This window comes from Streptomyces sp. MBT65 (assembly GCF_016612545.1).
In the GTDB taxonomy this organism is placed as follows: Bacteria; Actinomycetota; Actinomycetes; order Streptomycetales; family Streptomycetaceae; genus Streptomyces.
On record NZ_JAENRY010000465.1, the window covers coordinates 1 to 4,334 of the forward strand.

The 4,334-nt window shown below is 70.3% G+C and carries 4 protein-coding genes; 1 reads left to right on the top strand and 3 read right to left on the bottom strand.

The genetic code is table 11. From position 1 onward, the window contains the following. Nucleotides 1-170: 170 nt before the first annotated feature. From JHN63_RS48165 to JHN63_RS48175, 3 genes are read right to left on the bottom strand one after another with little or no spacing between them, the layout of a single operon-like run. Nucleotides 171-2,732, bottom strand: coding sequence for an ABC transporter permease (locus JHN63_RS48165; protein WP_200691466.1), 2,562 nt, complete (start codon nt 2,730-2,732; stop codon nt 171-173). Then, nucleotides 2,729-3,478: an ABC transporter ATP-binding protein gene (locus tag JHN63_RS48170; protein WP_200691467.1), complete on the bottom strand. Its 750-nt coding sequence runs from the start codon at nt 3,476-3,478 to the stop codon at nt 2,729-2,731. The genes JHN63_RS48165 and JHN63_RS48170 overlap by 4 nt, the downstream gene beginning before the upstream one ends. Beyond that, on the bottom strand, nt 3,475-3,777 hold the full coding sequence (locus JHN63_RS48175) for an SHOCT domain-containing protein (protein ID WP_200691468.1): 303 nt from the start codon (nt 3,775-3,777) through the stop codon (nt 3,475-3,477). Before JHN63_RS48175 ends, JHN63_RS48170 begins: the two co-directional genes overlap by 4 nt. A gap of 218 nt (nt 3,778-3,995) precedes the next feature. On the opposite strand from JHN63_RS48175, the gene JHN63_RS48180 reads away from it, so the two are divergent. Further along, nucleotides 3,996-4,334: TetR/AcrR family transcriptional regulator (locus JHN63_RS48180; RefSeq protein ID WP_234478818.1), on the top strand; the 339-nt coding region annotated here is incomplete at its 3' end.

Sequence of the window (4,334 nt, forward strand, 5' to 3'; positions counted from 1 at the left end):
GTGTCGAGAGCCCCACCGTGCTCGACCCTTCGGGCCTCCGCGCGCTGGGGCTCTCGACACCGGCGCGCCCCTACGGCTCCCTCTCGGCCGTCCGCGTGGGGACAGTGGGAGTTGGTGGGCCCTCGCCGTCGGTTTGGGTGTACGCCGTGAGTCTCATCGGCGGTGTTTGATCACTCGGTGGCGATCGCCTTCAGTACGTCCAGGCGTGCTGCCCGTCTTGCTGGGCGGAGGCCCGCAAGTGCCCCTGCCGCTACGCCTACCAGCGCCACCACGACTAGTTGTACGGGTGGGATCGCGAAGGTGAAGGCGCTGTCGCTCGCGCCGTCCGAGGCCTTGACCAGGACCCAGCCCAGGAAGGCTCCCAGGGCCAGGCCCCCGGCCGTGCCGAAGGCGGCCAGCAGGACCGACTCCCAGCGGACCATCGCCCGGAGTTGGGAACGGGTCTGGCCCACCGCCCTCAACAGGCCCAGTTCCCGGGTGCGTTCGTGGATCGCCAGGGTCAGGGTGTTGGCGATGCCGAGGAGGGCGATCAGGACCGCCAGGGCGAGCAGGGCGTAGACGAGGGTCAGCATCATGTCGATGCCGCCGGCCGAGGACTGGGCGTATTCGTGGCGGGTCTGGACCTGTGGGTTGCCGTAGCGGGTGGCGATCTTCTCGACTGCGGCCTTGCCCTCGGTCGTGTTCACGCCGTTCTTGAAGGAGACGGCCACGAGCGTGTCGGAGTCCTGGGTGCGGTGCGGTGCCCAGGCGGCGCGGGTGATGACGTAGTCGCCGGCGAGTTCGGAGCGGCCGTAGACCGCGCGGACCGTGAAGGTCTCCTTCTTGCCGTCGGTGAAGATGAGTTGGGCCTTGCTGCCGGTGGTGAGGTGTTGGCGGTCGGCCTCTGTTCGGGTGATGGCCATGCCGTAGGTGCCCAAGTTGCGGAGGGAGCCCTGGACTCTGCCCAGGTCGAAGGTTCGGGCCAGGGCTGTGGGGTTCGTGACCGTCAGCGCCCTTCCCCTGCCGTTCACTTCGGCTACTCCGCGGCCGAGTCCCACTGCCGTGTCCACCTCGGGCAACTTTCCGATGGCTCCGGCCAGTTGGGGACTCAGTCCGCTGCCGCCCGCGCCGAAGGACGGCGTACTGACGGCCACGTCACCGGCGAAGGAACGGGACACCGTCTGGTCCATCGTCGCCTTCAACGACGCGCCGAAGACGGTGAACAGCGACACCACGGCCACCCCGATCATCAGCGCGCTCGCGGTCGCGGCCGTCCGGCGGGGGCTGCGCAGGGCGTTGCGCCTCGCGAGGCTGCCGGTCACACCGCGGAGTCGGTCGAGGGGGCTGCCGAGGACGCGTACCGCCGTGGAGGAGACCACTGGGCCCAGGACGATGAAGGCGATCAGAGCCAGTACCGCGCCAACTCCCGCCAGGAGGAGGGACGGTGAGATCAGTACGCCGGTGAGGGTGGCCGCGAGCGCCAGGACCGCGAGGGTCGATCCGGTCAGCGCTCGGGTGCGGGACGCTCCGGACTGGTCCACCATCGTCTCGCGCAGCGCGGCCAGGGGTGCGGTGCGACCGGCCCGGACCGCCGGCATCAGGGCGGAGCCCAGGCAGACGGCGATTCCTACGGCCAGCGGCAGGGCCATGGAGAGCGGTCGGATCACCAAGTCGCCCTCGGGGAACGGGAATCCGAGTGCCGGGAACAGCAACTTCAGGCCGGCCGCGATCCCGATGCCGCCCGCCAGTCCGGCCGCCGAGGCGGTCACCGCTACGACGCTCGCCTCGGCGACGGTCGCCGCCGTCACCTGGCGGCGGGAGGCGCCGAGAGCCCGCAACAGGGCGTTCTCGCGGGTGCGTTGGGCGATGACGATCGCGAAGGTGTTGTGGATGGAGAACGTGGCGACCAAGAGGGCGATGCCGGAGAACACCAGCAGGAACGTGGTGAAGACGGTGAGGAACTGGGACGAGATCATGTCCGTGTTCTCTTGGGCCGACTGTTGACCCGTGATCGCCTCGACTCCCTTGGGGAGGTGGGGCGTCAGGCGGTCGACCAGTTGGCGTTGGCTGATGCCGGGACCCGCGCGCACGCTGATGGTCGATGCCTCGCCCGGCCTCGCGGTGAGGTACTTCTCGGCGTCGGCCTGCGTCATCCCGGTGAACGTCACCTGCGCCATGCCGTCCTCGCCGCCGAAGGTCGCGAGGCCGACGATCGTGACCTCGACGGGGTCGGGCGTGCGCAGGGTCGTCGTGTCACCGAGCTTCAAGTGGCCTTTGTCTGCGGCGCCTTGGTTGACGACGACCTCGCCGGACCTGGCCGGGGCGCGGCCCTCGGCGAGTCGGTACGGGTTGAGTTCCGGGTCGGTGATCCAGTTGCCCGCGAGGGTGGGCGGGCCCTTGCCGCCGATGGCCTCGCCGTTGGAGCCGACGAGTTGGCCCGCGCCCTGGATGCTGGGGGCGACGGCCGCGACGCCGGGGATCCGGTCGAGGGTCTTCACCAGGGCCGTGCTCACCGGCTGCCGTACGCCCTGGCTCTCGCCGGGTGTCGTGATGGCGTCGGCGCTGCGCACCACGGCGTCCGTGCCGCTGGTCGCCTCGCCGAACATGGTGTCGAAGTTGGCGCGCAGCGTGTCGCCCATGACGAGGGTCCCGGCGAGGAAGGCGACCCCGAGGAACACCGCGAGGAACGTACCGGCGAAGCGCCTTTTGTGGGTCCGCAGGGAGGACATGCTCAGCCGCACGGACGCGTTCATGACCTCACCTCGAAGGCCTTGAGGCGGTCCAGCACCTTGTCGGCCGTGGGGGATTCCATACGGTCCACCAAGCGTCCGTCGGCGAGGAAGACGACCTCGTCCGCGTGGGCGGCGGCCACCGGGTCGTGGGTGACCATGACGACCGTGCGGTCCGTCTGGCGTACTGCGCTGCGGAGCAGGCCGAGGACCTCGGCGCCGGAGCGGGAGTCGAGGTTGCCCGTTGGTTCGTCGGCGAAGACGACCTCGGGCCGGCCCGCGAACGCCCTTGCCACGGCGACGCGTTGCTGCTGGCCGCCGGAGAGTTCCGAGGGGCGGTGGTGGAGGCGGTCGCGGAGGCCGACGATGTCGATGAGTTCGTCGATCCAGTGCTGGTCGCCTCTGGCTCCGGAGAGGTCCAGGGGCAGGGTGATGTTCTCCGCGACGGTCAGCGTGGGGATGAGGTTGAACGCCTGGAAGACGAAGCCGACTCGGTCGCGGCGGAGGAGCGTGAGGCGCCGGTCGTCGAGGGAGCCCAGTTCGGTGTCGCCGATGTGGGCGGTGCCGGAGGTGAGGGTGTCGAGGCCGGCCGCGCAGTGCATCAAGGTCGATTTGCCGGAGCCCGAGGGGCCCATGATCGCGGTGAAGCGGCCGGCCGGGAAGCCGACGCTCACCCCGTCCAGGGCGCGTACGGCGGTGTCGCCGACGCCGTAGACCTTCACGGCGTCGACGACCCGCGCGGCCGTGCGGGTGGTGGTCGCGGTGGTCATGCCGGGCCGCCTCCCTTGCCGATCCGGCCGAACTGCTCGTCCAGGACGGACAGGCGGCGCCAGTACTCGTCCTCGTCGATCTCGCCGGAGGCGAAGCGGCGGCCGAGGACGGCCAGCGGGGAGTCGCCGGTGGGGCGGGTGTCGGTCATCGCGCGCCAGGGGCCGCCACGGCCGCTTCCGCGCCAGGCGGTGCGGCGCAGGACCGTCACCACGCCGACCACCACGGCCGCCCAGATCAGCGGGAAGAACAGGATCCACGGGCCGGGGCCGCCGCCGTTCCAGTTCGCCAGAGTCCGCATGTCGATTCATCTCCAAGGAGCCTTGAGCCCTCTGTGGGCTCCCTCGTTGTGGCGTCTTGCTGTGATGTATCGAGACTGGCTCCGAGGAGGGGGTCGGGTCGTCGTACGGCCAGCGGCAGTGTGTGTACCTCCCGGGGAGTACGAGGGGTCGTTCCGACTGCTCCCTGCACCCTCGGCCGCTCTCGACTTCTGTAACTACTAGTATGTACAGTGGCTGTATGAGCACCCCGGAGCGACTGATCGAGTCCACCCGCGAGCTGTTGTGGGAGCGCGGCTACGTCGGCACCAGCCCCAAGGCGATCCTGGAGCGGGCGGGCGCCGGACAGGGCAGCATGTACCACCACTTCAAGGGCAAGCCCGAGCTGGCGCTGGCCGCGATCCGGCGGACCGCCGAGGAGTTGTCGGCCACCGCCGCGCGAGTACTCGACGGGCCGGGCACGCCGTACGAGCGGATCGAGGCGTATCTGGGGCGCGAGCGCGATGTGTTGCGCGGGTGTCCGGTCGGGCGGCTGACGATGGATCCGGAGGTGATCGCCAGCGCCAGCTCGGGCTTGCCC

What these genes read in the sequence shown, in the direction of transcription:
- JHN63_RS48165 (WP_200691466.1), bottom strand. Translation starts at nt 2,732, where the DNA reads ATGAACGCGTCCGTGCGGCTGAGCATGTCCTCCCTGCGGACCCACAAA.
- JHN63_RS48170 (WP_200691467.1), bottom strand. Translation starts at nt 3,478, where the DNA reads ATGACCACCGCGACCACCACCCGCACGGCCGCGCGGGTCGTCGACGCC.
- JHN63_RS48175 (WP_200691468.1), bottom strand. Translation starts at nt 3,777, where the DNA reads ATGCGGACTCTGGCGAACTGGAACGGCGGCGGCCCCGGCCCGTGGATC.